14 protein-coding genes are annotated in these 14,349 nt (G+C 65.5%); 11 read left to right on the top strand and 3 right to left on the bottom strand.

The window, feature by feature from the left end; all coding sequences use genetic code 11:
* The first annotated feature begins 226 nt into the window (after nucleotides 1-226).
* The 4 genes from ACI2JH_RS06380 to ACI2JH_RS06365 all read left to right on the top strand — a co-directional run bounded on the left by ACI2JH_RS06380 (nucleotide 227) and on the right by ACI2JH_RS06365 (nucleotide 3,179).
* On the top strand, nucleotides 227-592 hold the full coding sequence (locus tag ACI2JH_RS06380) for a DUF6164 family protein (RefSeq protein WP_101100048.1): 366 nt from the start codon (nucleotides 227-229) through the stop codon (nucleotides 590-592).
* 28 nt (nucleotides 593-620) lie between these two features.
* A complete protein-coding gene (locus ACI2JH_RS06375; protein WP_042613016.1) occupies nucleotides 621-1,388 on the top strand; it encodes a sulfurtransferase in 768 nt (255 codons plus the stop codon).
* 203 nt (nucleotides 1,389-1,591) lie between these two features.
* Nucleotides 1,592-2,587 (top strand): LLM class flavin-dependent oxidoreductase, encoded by a 996-nt coding sequence (locus ACI2JH_RS06370; protein ID WP_042613017.1) that lies wholly within the window; start codon nucleotides 1,592-1,594, stop codon nucleotides 2,585-2,587.
* A gap of 94 nt (nucleotides 2,588-2,681) precedes the next feature.
* A complete protein-coding gene (locus ACI2JH_RS06365) occupies nucleotides 2,682-3,179 on the top strand; it encodes a pyridoxamine 5'-phosphate oxidase family protein (protein WP_404735699.1) in 498 nt (165 codons plus the stop codon).
* A gap of 89 nt (nucleotides 3,180-3,268) precedes the next feature.
* On the opposite strand, the gene ACI2JH_RS06360 is transcribed toward ACI2JH_RS06365, so the two are convergent.
* Nucleotides 3,269-3,943, bottom strand: coding sequence for an exopolysaccharide biosynthesis protein (locus tag ACI2JH_RS06360; protein ID WP_101100051.1), 675 nt, complete (start codon nucleotides 3,941-3,943; stop codon nucleotides 3,269-3,271).
* The gene (locus tag ACI2JH_RS06355) at nucleotides 3,927-5,237 is read right to left on the bottom strand and encodes a hemolysin family protein (RefSeq protein ID WP_101100132.1); all 1,311 of its coding nucleotides are present in this window, start codon (nucleotides 5,235-5,237) and stop codon (nucleotides 3,927-3,929) included. The genes ACI2JH_RS06360 and ACI2JH_RS06355 overlap by 17 nt, the downstream gene beginning before the upstream one ends.
* Nucleotides 5,238-5,521: 284 nt before the next feature.
* Here ACI2JH_RS06355 and ACI2JH_RS06350 point away from each other — a divergent pair, with 284 nt between their 5' ends.
* Both ACI2JH_RS06350 and ACI2JH_RS06345 read left to right on the top strand, forming a co-directional pair.
* Nucleotides 5,522-6,148, top strand: a complete 627-nt coding sequence (locus ACI2JH_RS06350; protein ID WP_042613020.1) for a DUF47 domain-containing protein — start codon at nucleotides 5,522-5,524, stop codon at nucleotides 6,146-6,148.
* Between the two features lie 12 nt (nucleotides 6,149-6,160).
* Nucleotides 6,161-7,282 (top strand): inorganic phosphate transporter, encoded by a 1,122-nt coding sequence (locus tag ACI2JH_RS06345; RefSeq protein WP_101100052.1) that lies wholly within the window; start codon nucleotides 6,161-6,163, stop codon nucleotides 7,280-7,282.
* A 63-nt stretch (nucleotides 7,283-7,345) separates the two neighbouring features.
* Here ACI2JH_RS06345 and parE read toward each other — a convergent pair whose 3' ends face one another.
* Nucleotides 7,346-9,235, bottom strand: a complete 1,890-nt coding sequence (parE, locus tag ACI2JH_RS06340; protein ID WP_042613022.1) for a DNA topoisomerase IV subunit B — start codon at nucleotides 9,233-9,235, stop codon at nucleotides 7,346-7,348.
* A gap of 164 nt (nucleotides 9,236-9,399) precedes the next feature.
* Here parE and ACI2JH_RS06335 point away from each other — a divergent pair, with 164 nt between their 5' ends.
* The 5 genes from ACI2JH_RS06335 to eno all read left to right on the top strand — a co-directional run bounded on the left by ACI2JH_RS06335 (nucleotide 9,400) and on the right by eno (nucleotide 14,348).
* Complete coding sequence (locus ACI2JH_RS06335; RefSeq protein ID WP_404735698.1) at nucleotides 9,400-9,636, top strand: hypothetical protein; 237 nt, start codon at nucleotides 9,400-9,402, stop codon at nucleotides 9,634-9,636.
* A gap of 353 nt (nucleotides 9,637-9,989) precedes the next feature.
* Nucleotides 9,990-11,654 carry a CTP synthase gene (locus ACI2JH_RS06330; RefSeq protein WP_101100054.1) on the top strand — a complete coding sequence of 555 codons (1,665 nt, stop codon included), beginning with the start codon at nucleotides 9,990-9,992 and terminating at the stop codon, nucleotides 11,652-11,654.
* Between the two features lie 93 nt (nucleotides 11,655-11,747).
* Nucleotides 11,748-12,578 (top strand): 3-deoxy-8-phosphooctulonate synthase, encoded by an 831-nt coding sequence (gene kdsA / locus ACI2JH_RS06325; RefSeq protein ID WP_101100055.1) that lies wholly within the window; start codon nucleotides 11,748-11,750, stop codon nucleotides 12,576-12,578.
* Nucleotides 12,575-12,928, top strand: a complete 354-nt coding sequence (locus ACI2JH_RS06320; protein WP_101100056.1) for a hypothetical protein — start codon at nucleotides 12,575-12,577, stop codon at nucleotides 12,926-12,928. The genes kdsA and ACI2JH_RS06320 overlap by 4 nt, the downstream gene beginning before the upstream one ends.
* A gap of 127 nt (nucleotides 12,929-13,055) precedes the next feature.
* The gene (gene eno, locus ACI2JH_RS06315; protein WP_101100057.1) at nucleotides 13,056-14,348 is read left to right on the top strand and encodes a phosphopyruvate hydratase; all 1,293 of its coding nucleotides are present in this window, start codon (nucleotides 13,056-13,058) and stop codon (nucleotides 14,346-14,348) included.
* Nucleotide 14,349 lies beyond the last annotated feature (1 nt).

Raw genomic sequence — 14,349 nt, 5'->3', positions numbered from 1 at the left:
CCCGGGGTCAACCCAGCAGCGCGATTTCCTGCGCATTGAGCTGCAGGTCGGCGACCTGGATGGCGCCGGTGATCAGGAACGGAATATTGAAGATGCCCATGGTGTTTCCTTTGAAAGGATCGCCGCCGTTTGCGGCAAGGCAAGGGTCTCAACCCGGCAGCTGCACAGGCATCATCCGCTGCAGCGCAACGGCGTAGGAGTAGTCCGTGGCCTTATGATGGGCACCATGTCGAAACTCCTGCTCAACCTGCGCCACGTCGGCGATGACGAGTACCACGATGTGTGCACGCTGCTGGACCAGCACCGCATCGCGTGGTATCGCACCGAACCCAGCCCTTGGGGCATCTCCAACGGCGGCCTGTGGATCGGCGATGACGAAGACCATCCACGCGCCCGCGAGCTGATCGGCGCCTACCAGGCGCAGCGCAGCGTGCGCATGCGCGCCGAGCGCGAACAGGCCCTGCAGGACGGCAGTGCGGAGACCTTTGGCAGCCTGCTGCGGCGTCGGCCCGGGTTTGTCGTACTGGTGCTGCTGGGCATGGGGGTGGCGGCCGCGCTGGTGCTGCTTCCGTTCATGCTGCTGCGCGGCTGAGCTGGCGCGCAGCGGGTAAAATGGGCGGATGATCGCCAATACCGCTGCCTACCACTTCGTCACCGTTGAAAACCCCCAGCAACTGGCCGACCAGCTGCTGGCGCGGGCCGAGGCCGCTGGGCTGCGGGGCAGCATCCTGGTGGCGGGCGAGGGGCTGAACCTGTTCCTGGCCGGGGCGCCGGCTGGAATCGACGGCTTCTATTCAGCCCTGCAGGCTGACGACCGTTTCGCCGGGATGCGGGTCAAGACCAGCTTCAGCGAACACCAGCCCTTCGCCCGGCTGAAGATGAAGGTGAAGGACGAAATCATCAGTTTCCGCCGCGATGACGGCCAGCCGCTGGCGTATCCACGCGCCCCGGCGATCGACCCGGCCACCGTGCAGCGGTGGCTGCGCCAGGGCCACGACGATGCCGGAAAACCGGTGGTGATGCTCGACACGCGCAACCTGCAGGAAGTCGAATTCGGCACGTTCCAGGATGCGCTGGTGCTGCCGATCGAGAAGTTCACCGACCTTCCGGCAGCGCTGGCACCGCACCGCGACGCGCTGAAGGACAGCACCGTGGTCAGCTTCTGCACCGGCGGCATCCGCTGCGAAAAGGCCGCGCTGTGGATGCGCAACGACGGCATGGAGAACGTGCTGCAGCTGGAAGGCGGCATCCTGGGCTACTTCGAGGAAGTGGGCGGGGAAGGCTACGACGGTCGCTGCTTCGTGTTCGACGAGCGGGTGGCGTTGGATGCACAACTGCAGCCCTTGGTGGACCAGCCGCTGCCGGAGCCCAAGCCCAGCGCGTTCTGACTCTGCGCGGTAGCTCCGAGCCATGCTCGGCGGCTAGCGATGGGGCAACGTGGGATCCGAAGCAGGGGCCGCCGAGCATGGCCCGGCGCTACCGGGGGTTCACGGCATTGAGGGCCACGGGAATCAGCGTCCCGCCATCGGCACTGGCAAGCGTGTCCGGCCATCCCCATACCGTGGGCATCTCCTCATGGAATGCCTGCCTGATGATTCCCTTGTCGATCCTCGACCTGGCCCCGGTCTGCGAGGGCAGTGACACCACCGCCGCCTTCGCCAACATGCTCGAACTGGCCCAACAGGCCGATGCGCTGGGCTACCGCCGCTTCTGGCTGGCCGAGCACCACAACATGCCGGGCATCGCCAGCGCCGCTACCGCGGTGCTGATCGGCCATGTCGCCGGTGGCACCCAGCGCATCCGGGTCGGGGCTGGCGGCATCATGCTGCCCAACCACGCCCCGCTGCAGGCCGCCGAACAGTTCGGCACGCTGGCCTCGTTGTATCCGGATCGCATCGACCTGGGGCTGGGCCGCGCGCCCGGTACCGACCAGCCCACCGCCCGCGCGCTGCGGCGCTACTTCGACAGCGCCGACCAGTTCCCGCAGGATGTCCGCGAGCTGCTGCATTACTTCGAACCGGCACAGCCCGGGCAGGCCGTGCAGGCAGTGCCGGGGGCTGGCCTGCGGGTGCCGGTATGGATACTGGGCTCCAGCCTGTTCGGCGCGCGCCTGGCCGCCTCGCTGGGCCTGCCGTACGCCTTCGCTTCCCACTTCGCCCCCGATTCGATGGACGAGGCGCTGGCGGTCTACCGCCGTGATTTCCGTGAATCGGCCACGCTCAAGCGGCCGCATGCGATGTTGGCCCTGAACGTGGTGGCCAGCGAAAGCGAAGCCGAATCGCGGCGGCTGTTCACCAGCCAGCAGCAGAGCTTCGTCAACCTGCGACGCGGCAATCCCGGCCGGATCCCGCCGCCGGTGGACGACATCGATACGTTCTGGCAGCCGCATGAAAAGGTAGGCGTGGAGCGTGCGCTGGCCTGCACCGTGCTGGGCGACGCGCAGCAGGTGGGCGAGGGCATCGCCGCCTTCGTCGATCGCCACCAGCCTGACGAACTGCTGTTGACCGCGAACATCTACGACCATCGCGCGCGCCTGCGTTCGTTCGAACTGGCCATGCAGGCCTGGCACGCGCGCCACGCTGCCTGAATGGCGCGCGTACGCCACCACGCGCGCTGAACATCCACCTCACGCGGCGTTGCACGGCGCTCGCGTGAGATGGAGCTCTACCAAGGAGCAACTCATGAACGCAGATCGCCAGCAGCACATCACCCAGCTCGCCGCCCTGATCAAGGATGTCGAGGTGGCGATGTTCACCACCACCGGCGTCGATGGCCGCCTGTACAGCCGCCCGCTGGGCACCCAGGAAGTGGAATTCGACGGCGACCTGTGGTTCGCCACCTCGGCCGACAGCCCGAAGGTGGCCGAGATCGCACTCAATCCGCGGGTCAACGTGGCCTATGCGTCGCCTTCGAAGAACAGCTACGTGTCCGTCGCGGGCACCGCGCGGATCGTCGACGACCGGGCGAAGATCGAGGCGTTGTGGTCACCGGCGATGAAGCTGTTCTTCCCGGAGGGCAAGGATGATCCGAACCTGCGGCTGATCCACGTCCAGGCCGAATCGGCCGAATACTGGGATGGGCCGGGTACCCTGCTGGGCAAGGCGCTGAGCTTCGTGCTGTCGGCGGTGCAGGATGAGCCGAGCCGGCTGGGCGACAACGGGTTCGTAGACCTTCGTTGATCCCCGGTCTGCTGTGTCGAGCAAGCTCGACACTACGGTCTGGTCGGCAGTCGGTCTGCAGTGTCGAGCTTGCTCGACACTGCGGTCGGTCAGAACCAGCGCTGCAACAGTTCCGCTACGTACTCGACCAACTGCCCGGAACTGAAACCGAAGAACACCACCGCGACCACTGCGGCTATCCAGTTCACCAGCATCAGCACCCCATCGCGTTCCAGCAGCGCCAGCGAAAACAGCAGCAGCTGGAAGCCGAACAGATAATTGGTGAAGGGGATCGGCAGGGACAGCAGCACCCCCAGCAACACCAGCAGCAGGCCGCTGAAGGCATGCGCGGCAACCGGCTGCAGGAGCTGCGGCAGCCGCGGCTTCAGCAGGCGGTCGAGCCGGCGCAGCGCGCCATCGATACGGTCCAGGAACCTGTGCATCGTGCCGCGTCTGGGTCCACGGCGGGCGATGAAACCCGGCACCCACGGCTTGCGCAGCCCGCACATCATCTGCGCGCCGATCAGGATGACCAGCGGACCGCTGAGGGCCCCGCCCACGCCGGGAATCGGGATGAACGAGGGCAGGATGGCGATGAACAGGAACACGCCGAACGCACTCTGCTGCAGGTTCTGCAGGATCTGCCCCAGCTTCATGTGCTGGGCCGGGTCGCCGAACTCGAACATCGCCAACAGCGTGCGGATGCCTTCGTTGCGGTAGTTCGACCCGCTGTCTGAGGGGCACGCGTCGTCCGGCGGCAGGCCGGGATCAGGCGGTGAGTTCATCGGCCTGCTCGTCGGAAAGCGTGCGCAGCAGCAGTTTGTCCACGCGCGCACCGTCCAGGTCGATCACCTCGATGCGCCAACCGGCCCAGTCGAAGTACTCCCCCACGTGCGGGATGCGGCCGAAGAAGTGGATGCACATGCCGGCCAGCGTGTAGTAATCGCCGTCCTCGGCATCGGGCAGGTCATTGGTGCCCAGCAGCTCGCGCAGGTCTTCGATCGGCAGCGAGCCGTCCACCAGCAGCGAGCCGTCTTCGCGGGTCACCACCAGCGCATCTTCGTCCGCGTTTTCGGTGGCCTGCAGACGGCCGACCACCGCGCCCATCAGGTCGCTGATGGTGACCAGGCCCTGGATTTCGCCGTACTCGTCCACCACCAGTGCGACCGACTGCTGTTCCTCGCGGAAGATCTCCAGCAGCTTCATCGCATGGGTGCTTTCAGAGACGTACAGCACCTCGCGCAGGTTCTGGAACAAGGCGTGGTCACCGCGCGCCATGCGCGTGGCCAGGCTCTTCATTTCAAGGATGCCGACCACGTCCGAGTCATTGTCCCGGTACACCGGATACCGCGAGAACTCGTTCTCGCTCATGATCTCCAGGTTCTTCTCCAGCGCGCCCTGGGTATCCAGCCATGCAATGCGGTTGCGCGGGGTCATCAGGCTGTCGGCGGTGCGGTCGCCCAGCCGCATCACGCGGTTCATCATGTCGCGCTCGTGTGCGTCGATCACGCCGGCCTCGTGGCTTTCGGCCACCAGCATGCGGATCTCTTCTTCGGTGACGCTGGCCGCTTCATCCTTGCCCAGCCCGATCACCCTCAGCACCAGGCGGGTGCTGTGGGACAGCAGCCAGACGGCCGGGAAGGCGATCCGCGAAAGCCAGCCCATCGGCCAGGCAACCAGGCCGGCGATATCTTCCGAGCGGGTGATGGCAAGACGCTTGGGCACCAGCTCCCCGAAAATCAGCGTCAGGAAGGTGATCAAGGCCACCGCCAGTGCCTTGCCGACCTGGTTGGCGTAGGCGAAGCCGGGGAACAGGTCGTGCAGCCAGGCGGCGATGGCCAGGCCGATCGCCTCGCCACCGAACACACCGGTCAGGATGCCGATCAGGGTGATGCCGATCTGCACCGTGGACAGGAAGCTTTCCGGCTTTTCGGACAGTTCCAGTGCGCGTTCGGCGCGCTTGCTGGTGGCGGCCATCTGCTTGAGCCGGCTCTTGCGCGAGGTCATGACCGACATCTCGGACATGGCGAAGAAGCCGTTGAGCAGGATCAGGGCCAGGACAATAATCAGTTCAAACACGGGCATCGTCCCCGGTTGGTGGCAGGGAAGAAGGGTGTCTGCGATGGCGGCAGGCGCTGGGGACCGGGGTCGGGCGCGGCGGCGGGGGGTAAGGGTCGTCGTCCATAGGTGTGCGCCCGTAGGCGCGCTGGCATCTTAGCAAACAGAGGGTGGCGAGCGGCAACTGCCCGTTCAGGTTGGGGGGCGGATTCCGTCAGAAATGTCCGGGAGTACCCGCAACGGTCATCTAGCCGTCATAATTCCACCTGGTGCCGTCCTTCCCGTGACGGCGAACAGGTTTCTCAATGTTCTCTCTGCAGACCATTTTCGGCTCCGGCAAACAGTTCTACACCCTGCTTGATGAGGCCGCCGTCGCGGCCAGCGACAGCGCACGCGCCCTGCACGCGATGATGCGCGAGTCCGACCGCCAGCCTGCGCTGGATGCCTTCAAGCTTGCCCGTCTGCGTGAACGCGCCGCGTCGGACAAGATCAGCCAGGCGCTGGTGGACAGTTTCATGACCCCGATCGAGCGCGAGGACATCGAAGCGCTCGGCTCGGCGCTGTACAAGATTCCCAAGCAGGTCGAAAAGTTCGCTGACCGCTATTCGCTGGCCGTGGCCCACCTGGAGCACATCGACTTCGCCCCGCGCGCGGCGATGCTGGAACAGGCCGCCGCCGTGGTGGTGGAAATGGTGGCGGACCTGCGCCACATGAACCTGGACCGGATGACCGCGCTCAACGAAAAGCTGCGCGCGCTGGAAAACGAGGCCGACCGGCTGATGCTGGAGCTGTACCGCGACATCTATTCCGGTCGCCTGGACCACCTGCAGATGTTCCTGCTGAAGGAATTCTTCGAGATCCTGGAAAAGGCCATCGACCGCTGCCGCGAGGCGGGCGTTGTGGCGTACCAGATCGTCTTGAAGAACAGCTGACGGGCCGCACGGATGCTGACCCTTGTCCTGGTGGTGATTTTCGCCGCGCTCGTCTTCGAGTTCATCAACGGCTTCCACGATACCGCCAACTCCATCGCCACCGTGGTCGCCACCAAGGTGCTGTCGCCGGGTTGGGCGGTCATGCTGGCGGCCTTCATGAACCTCATCGGCGCACTGACCGGCACCGCCGTTGCGCTGACCATCGCCTCCGGCCTGCTCAACACCAACGTGGTCGACGTGACCCCGCAGGTGATCCTGTGCGCACTGCTGGGCGGCATCATCTGGAACCTGATCACCTGGTGGAAGGGGCTGCCGTCCTCTTCCTCCCACGCGTTGATCGGTGGCCTGTGCGGCGCCGGCCTGGCCGCTGCCCACAACAACTGGGATGCTTTGATCTGGTCCGAGCGGCTGGGCAGCTGGGCGCAGAACAAAGGCCTGCTGTGGAAGGTGTTCGTGCCGATGATCACCTCGCCGGTGGCCGGCTTCCTGCTCGGCATCGTGGTGATGCTGCTGCTGTGGGCGATGATCGCCGGCCTGGCCAAGGTGGGCGGGGCGATCGGTCGCCTGGCACGCCCGCGCTTCGTCAACATGTTCTTCGGCAAGGCGCAGATCGTCTCGGCGGCCTACATGGGCTTCGCGCACGGGCACAACGATGCGCAGAAGACGATGGGCATCATCGCCATGACGCTGATCGGCGCCGAGGCCACCGGTGCACTGGACAATCTGCCTTCGTTCCTGGCCTTCATGCATCCCGACGCGAGTGCGGGTGACGGCATCGCGATGTGGATCGTGCTGACCTGCGCGGTGGTGATGGCGGCCGGTACGGCTTCAGGTGGCTGGAAGATCATCAAGACGCTCGGCCACAAGATGGTCAAGCTGCACCCGATCCATGGCTTCGCTGCGGAAACCAGCTCGGCCACGGTGCTGACCGTGGCGGCGCACTTCGGCATGCCGGTGTCGACCACGCACAGCATCTCCACGGCGATCATGGGCGTTGGCTTTGCCAAGAACCCGCGTTCGCTGCGGTTGGGCGTGATCGAGCGCATCGTATGGGCCTGGATCCTGACCATCCCGGCGGCCGGTGGCTGTGCCTACCTGATCCTCAAGCTGTTCGAGATGGTGGGCTGGGCCTGATCGCCCGACGCCGCGCATCGGCACAAAAAAACGCCGGCCCTCAAGGCCGGCGTTTTTTGTTGGTCAGGCTTCAAGCGAGGCCAGGTCGCCCTTGGTCTCCAACCATCCCTTCCGATCCGATGCACGCTTCTTCGCCAGCAGCATGTCCATCAGCGAATGGGTCTGCTCGCCATCATCGATGGTCAGCTGCACCAGACGTCGCGTATCGGGATGGATGGTCGATTCACGCAGCTGCGGCGGGTTCATCTCGCCCAGGCCCTTGAAGCGGGTCACGCTGATCGCACCCTTGATCTTCTCGCGCTCGATCTTGTCCAGCATGGTGCGCTTCTCTTCTTCATCCAGCGCGTAGAACACCTGCTTGCCCACGTCGATGCGGAACAGCGGCGGCATCGCCACGAACACGTGGCCAGCATCGACCAGCGCCGGGAAATGCTTCAGGAACAGCGCGGTGAGCAGGGTGGCGATGTGCAGGCCGTCGGAGTCGGCGTCGGCCAGGATGACGACCTTGCCGTAGCGCAGGCCACTGATGTCTTCCTTGCCCGGATCGCAACCGATGGCGATGGCCAGGTTGTGCACTTCCTCGGAGGCCAGCACGCTGTTGGAGGAGACTTCCCAGGTGTTCAGGATCTTGCCACGCAGCGGCATGATGGCCTGGAAATCCTTGTCGCGGGCCTGCTTGGCGCTGCCGCCGGCCGAGTCACCTTCCACCAGGAACAGCTCGGTGCGGGACAGGTCCTGGCTGATGCAGTCGGCCAGCTTGCCGGGCAGGGCCGGGCCCTGGGTGACCTTCTTGCGCACCACCAGCTTTTCGGTCTTCAGGCGTGCGCTGGCGCGCTCGATGGCCAGCTGCGCGATGCGCTCGCCGATCTCCACGTTCTGGTTCAGCAGCAGGCTGAAGGCATCATGGGCGGCGCCTTCGACGAAGCCGGCGGCCTGCCGCGAGGACAGGCGTTCCTTGGTCTGGCCGCTGAACTGCGGGTCGGTCATCTTGATCGACAGCACGAAGGCGACCCGGTCCCACACATCTTCCGGCGCCAGCTTGACGCCGCGCGGCAGCAGGTTGCGGAAGTCGCAGAACTCGCGCAACGCCTCGGTCAGGCCGGTACGCAGGCCGTTGACGTGGGTACCGTGCTGGGCGGTGGGGATCAGGTTGACGTAGCTTTCCTGCACCAGCTCGCCTTCGGGCATCCACGCCACGGCCCAGTCGGCGATCTCGTTTTCCTTCTTGACGTGGCCCACGAACAGGTTGCCCGGCAGCATCTCGCGCTCGCCGAGTTCCAACTTCAGGTAGTCGCGCAGGCCGTCTTCGTAATGCCAGGTGTCCACTTCGCCGGTGGCTTCGTCGGTCAGCTTGACCGTCAGCCCGGGGCACAGCACGGCCTTGGCGCGCAGCAGGTGCTTGAGCGCGCGCACCGCGAATTTGGGCGTATCGAAGTACTTCGGATCCGGCCAGAAGCGCAGGCGGGTGCCGGTGTTCTTCTTGCCCACGCTGCCGACCACTTCCAGCGGCGAGGCGAGGTCGCCATTGCGGAAGGTGATGCGGTGCTCGGCGCCTTCGCGCTTGATGTGCAGTTCCACCAGGGTGGACAGCGCGTTGACCACGCTCACGCCCACGCCATGCAGGCCGCCGGAGAAGGTGTAGTTGTTGTTGTTGAACTTGCCGCCCGCGTGCAGGCGGGTCAGGATCAGTTCCACGCCGGGGATCTTCTCTTCCGGGTGGATGTCCACCGGCATGCCGCGGCCGTCATCGCTGACTTCCACGCTGCCGTCCTTGTACAGCGTGATCTCGATGGAGCGCGCGTGGCCGGCCAGCGCTTCGTCCACCGAGTTGTCGATCACTTCCTGCGCCAGGTGGTTCGGGCGGGTGGTGTCGGTATACATGCCGGGGCGGCGCTTGACCGGGTCAAGGCCGGACAGGACTTCGATATCGGCGGCGTTATAGCGGGTGTTCATCTATGTTTCAAAGCGTTGGAGCGACGCGCAAGTGTGCGGTCTGGGCAGGGATTTTGCACGCCTGCGGTTCATCTGCCGGGCCAGCGGGGGCGCTAAAATGGCCATAGCTGGGAAACCGACCCCAGCGGCCCCATGTTCAGGGTCGTTACCGCGAGGAGGACTCCATGAAGAAGCTGCTCACTATCGCCATCGTTGCCGCTGCCATGGTCGCCGTGCCGCTGGCGCTGGCCCAGAATGCCGGCCAGCCGGCGCCGCAGCAGGGCGACCAGGCCAATCCGGCGCAGGCCGAAGCCGATGCCAAGGCCAAGCGCCGCGCGCAGGCCAACGCCGAGCTGAAGGCCAACGGCCAGCAGGCGCCGCAGAGCGAGGAAGAAGAGGAAGAAGCCCGCAAGAAGCGCTGATCTGCCGCGCTTGCGTGCCCGGGCCCCGGTTCTGCCGGGGCCTTCTTTTTGCCCGGTTGCCGGCTGCCCCTTGGGGTTGAGGCCTTCAATCTGTAAACTATCGCTTTCCGGGAGTAGTGCGTGTCCACCATCAGCGATTGGACTGGCAAGGCCATGCGTGGCAGCCAGCAAGGCTGGGCGCAGGTGACGGTCTCCACGACCGGCACGGCCAAGCTGACCTCGCTCGCTGGCCACCCCCTTACCTCCCTGCTCGCCGCCGCGGCGAGTCGCCAATCCCCCTTTCTGCCTACCCCCCGCCCGTTGGGCCGGAGGGGCGTGGCCGTTCCTCAATTCAATACAGGATGCTTGCAGCCATGACTCCCTTGATTTTCGTAACCGGCGGCGTGGTGTCCTCGCTCGGCAAAGGCATTGCCGCCGCGTCACTGGCCGCAATCCTCGAAGCCCGTGGCCTGAAGGTCACGATGATGAAGCTCGACCCGTACATCAACGTCGACCCGGGCACCATGAGCCCGTTCCAGCACGGCGAGGTGTACGTCACCGATGACGGCGCCGAGACCGACCTGGACCTGGGCCACTACGAGCGTTTCGTGCGCACCCGCTTGAGCCGCAAGAACTCGGTCACCACCGGGCGCATCTACGAGAACGTGATCCGCAAGGAGCGTCGCGGCGACTACCTCGGCGCCACCGTGCAGGTGATTCCGCACATCACCGATGAGATCCGCCGCTGCATCGACGAAGCCACCGAGGGCTTCGACGTGGCGCTGGTGGAAATCGGCGGCACTGTCGGCGACATTGAGTCGCTGCCGTTCCTGGAGGCTATCCGCCAGGTGCGTACCGAGCGCGGCCCGGAGAAGGCGTTGTTCATGCATCTCACCCTGGTGCCGTACATCAGTGCGGCCGGCGAGCTGAAGACCAAGCCGACCCAGCATTCGGTCAAGGAGCTGCGATCGATCGGCATCCAGCCGGACGTGCTGCTGTGCCGTTCCGAACAGGCAGTGCCGGACTCGGAGCGTCGCAAGATCGCCCAGTTCACCAACGTCTCCGAGCGCGCGGTGATCAGCGTGCCGGACGTGGACGTGCTGTACAGCATCCCGATGGGGCTGCACGCACAGGGCCTGGATGACATCGTGGTGAACCAGTTCAAGCTGGCCGACAAGGCCGGTCCGGTCGACCTGTCGATGTGGGAAGACGCGGTGGACGCCACCCTCAACCCGCTCGATGCGGTGACCATCGCGGTGGTGGGCAAGTACGTGGACCACCAGGATGCGTACAAGTCGGTTGGCGAGGCGCTCAAGCATGGCGGCCTGCGCCAGCGCACCAAGGTCACCCTGAAGTGGCTGGAAGCGCAGGAGCTGGAAGGCAGCGACATGTCCGCCCTGGCCGATGTCGATGGCATCCTGGTGCCCGGTGGCTTCGGTGACCGCGGCTTCGAAGGCAAGGTGCTGACCTCGCAGTACGCCCGCGAGCACAAGGTGCCGTACTTCGGCATCTGCTACGGCATGCAGGCTGCGGTGGTGGATTACGCCCGCCACGTGGCCGGCCTGGAAGGCGCCAACAGCACCGAGAACGACCGCCAGTCGCCGGATCCGGTGATCGGCCTGATCACCGAATGGCGCACCGCCACCGGCGACGTGGAGAAGCGTGACGACAAGAGTGACCTCGGCGGCACCATGCGCCTGGGCCTGCAGGAGCAGCGCCTGAAGCCGGGCACGCTGGCCCGTGAGCTGTACGGCAAGGACGTGGTGGAAGAGCGCCACCGCCATCGTTACGAGTTCAACAACCGCTACCGCACCCAGCTGGAAGATGCCGGCCTGGTGATCGCGGGCAAGTCGATGGACGATACCCTGGTGGAAGTGATCGAACTGCCGCGCAGTGCGCATCCGTGGTTCCTGGCCTGCCAGGCGCATCCGGAGTTCCTGTCCACCCCGCGTGCCGGCCACCCGTTGTTCATCGGCTTCATCCGTGCCGCGCGCGAGCGCAAGGCGGCGGGCCAGCCGCTGGCCGACGCCGTTGCCTGACTTGCAGTGGGGGCGTGCAGCCCCCATGTTCCGCGCTTGAACCCCTGATGCCTGCCGGCCCGTGCCGGCGCCGCGCCACAACAAGGAAACGCCATGAAACTGTGTGGATTCGAGGTCGGGCTGGACCAGCCCCTGTTCCTGATCGCCGGCCCCTGCGTGATCGAGTCGATGCAGCTGCAGCTCGACGTCGCTGGCCGCCTGAAGGAAATCACCGGCCGGCTCGGGGTGAATTTCATCTTCAAGTCCAGCTTCGACAAGGCCAACCGCACCTCCGGTACCGCCTTCCGTGGCCCGGGCATGGAAGAAGGCCTGAAGGTACTGGCCGAAGTGAAGAAGCAGATCGGCGTGCCGGTGCTGACCGACGTGCATGAGTACACCCCGATGGACGAAGTGGCCTCGGTGGTCGATGTGCTGCAGACGCCTGCGTTCCTGGTCCGGCAGACCGATTTCATCACCAAGGTCTGTGCCGCCGGCAAGCCGGTGAACATCAAGAAGGGCCAGTTCCTGTCCCCATGGGACATGAAGCCGGTGGTGGAGAAGGCCAAGGCGACCGGCAACGAGCAGATCATGGTCTGCGAGCGCGGTGCCAGCTTCGGCTACAACAACCTGGTCAGCGACATGCGCTCGCTCTCGGTGATGCGCGATACCGGCTGCCCGGTGGTGTTCGATGCCACCCATTCGGTGCAGCTGCCGGGCGGGCAGGGCACCAGCTCCGGTGGCCAGCGCGAATTCGTGCCGGTGCTGTCGCGTGCTGCGGTCGCGGTCGGTGTGTCCGGCCTGTTTGCCGAAACCCATCCCGACCCGTCCAAGGCGCTGTCCGATGGCCCCAATGCCTGGCCGCTGGATCGGATGGAAGAACTGCTGGAGACCCTGATGGAGCTCGATGCGGTGACCAAGAAGCACGGTTTCTCGCGCTTCGCATGAGTCTTGATCCGTGGGCGGCGCTCGCTGCGCGCCGCCAGCGGCGGCAGTGGCGCCACTGGCCATGGGGCTGGACGGCCCTTGGCCTGTCTCTGGCGGCTTGGGCCAGCGTGTTCATGCTGGCCTTCCTGGTGCTCGCCAGTGTCGGCATGCCCGGCGATGGCGACCATGCCCTGCGGGCGACCCGCATTCCCCTGCTGATCACACTTTGCATCGGCGTGCTGGTGACGCTCGGCTGCCTGGTGGCCAGTGTGCTGTCGCTGCGCCTGCCGCAACGGCCGGCCGCAGGCATCGCAGCGCTCGCGCTGCTGGCCCTGCTGGTGGCCTGCCTGCTGTTGCCGCGCCTGTTCTAGGTAGCCGCGCTGCAGGCGTGTCGGTACGGGATTCAGTCGCCGATTTGGCAATGGGCGGCCGTGCGGGGATAATCACGCGGCATTCGTTTTTGTCGCCTTCCTCTACAGACAGGTAACCGGCCAGCCCATGAGTACGATCCGCAGCATCCACGCCCGTGAAATCCTCGACAGCCGTGGCAACCCCACGCTGGAAGCCGACGTCATCCTGGAGGACGGTTCGTTCGGTCGCGCCGCAGTCCCCTCCGGCGCCTCGACCGGCACCAAGGAAGCGGTGGAACTGCGTGACGGTGACAAGACCCGTTACCTCGGCAAAGGCGTGCGCAAGGCCGTGGAGAACATCAACGGCGCCATTGCCGGCGCACTGACCGGCTTCGATGCCGCCGACCAGGAAGGCCTTGACCGCCGCCTGATCGACCTCGATGGCACCGAGAACAAGGGCCGCCTGGGCGCCAACGCGCTGCTCGGTGTTTCGATGGCCGCCGCGCATGCCGCCGCCGCATCGAACAAGCAGGCGCTGTGGCAGTACCTGGCTGGCAAGACCGGTGTTTCACCGTCGCTGCCGGTGCCGATGATGAACATCATCAACGGTGGTGCGCACGCGGACAACAACGTGGACTTCCAGGAGTTCATGGTGCTGCCGGTGGGCTTCAGCTCGTTCTCCGAAAGCCTGCGCGCCGGTACCGAGATCTTCCATTCGCTGAAGTCGGTGCTGAAGGGCCATGGCCTGAGCACCGCCGTGGGCGACGAAGGCGGCTTCGCGCCGGACTTCCGCAGCAACGTCGAAGCGCTCGACACCATCCTGGAAGCGATCGGCAAGGCCGGTTACACCGCCGGTGACGACGTGCTGCTGGGCCTGGACGTGGCCTCCAGCGAGTTCTACGAAAACGGCAAGTACAACCTGGTCGGCGAGAACAAGCGCCTGACCTCCGAGCAGTTCGTCGACTTCCTCGCTGACTGGTCGAACCAGTACCCGATCATCACCATCGAAGACGGCCTGGCCGAGAACGACTGGGCCGGCTGGAAGCTGCTGACCGACCGCATCGGCAAGAAGGTGCAGCTGGTCGGCGACGATCTGTTCGTCACCAACCCGAAGATCTTCAAGGAAGGCATCGATTCGGGCACCGCCAACGCGATCCTGATCAAGGTCAACCAGATCGGCACCCTGAGCGAAACGCTGGAAGCGATCGCCATGGCCGACCGCGCCGGTTACGCGGCCATCGTGTCGCACCGTTCGGGCGAGACCGAAGACACCACCATCGCCGACATCGCCGTTGCTACCACGGCAACCCAGATCAAGACCGGTTCGCTGTGCCGCAGTGATCGCGTGGCCAAGTACAACCAGCTGCTGCGCATCGAAGAAGCGCTGGGTGCCGGCGCGCGTTACGCCGGTCGTGATGCCTTCGTTTCGTTGAAGCGCTGAT

Origin of the sequence: Stenotrophomonas sp. NPDC078853 (assembly GCF_044901215.1) — a bacterium.
In the GTDB taxonomy this organism is placed as follows: Bacteria; Pseudomonadota; Gammaproteobacteria; order Xanthomonadales; family Xanthomonadaceae; genus Stenotrophomonas; species Stenotrophomonas lacuserhaii.
Note: the sequence above shows the minus strand (reverse complement) of the source record. Positions and strands in the feature narration are given on the sequence as shown.